Origin of the sequence: Citrobacter sp. Cpo148, from assembly GCF_030332375.1 — a bacterium.
Taxonomy (GTDB): Bacteria; Pseudomonadota; Gammaproteobacteria; order Enterobacterales; family Enterobacteriaceae; genus Citrobacter; species Citrobacter portucalensis.
In genome coordinates, this window is the sequence record NZ_JAOWHY010000016.1 from 1 (window position 1) to 234 (window position 234).

1 tRNA gene is annotated in these 234 nt (G+C 55.6%); it reads right to left on the reverse strand.

The features are described 5' to 3' along the window. Position 1: 1 nt before the first annotated feature. Positions 2-75, reverse strand: a tRNA-Arg gene (locus OGY10_RS00070). Positions 76-234 lie beyond the last annotated feature (159 nt).

The following is a 234-nucleotide window of genomic DNA, read 5'->3' on the forward strand; positions in this document are numbered from 1 at the left end:
GTGCATCCGGGAGGATTCGAACCTCCGACCGCTCGGTTCGTAGCCGAGTACTCTATCCAGCTGAGCTACGGATGCATCGGGAATTGCTGATTACTACTGATACTGCGAAGAAGATGGTGCATCCGGGAGGATTACTCGGCTGCGCCTCGCCCTGCGGGCCGTTGCTGAAGCAACGTTATCCTCCCTGGTGCTCGCGATTATCTCGCAGACCATGAAACAACAGTTTTGCTGTTG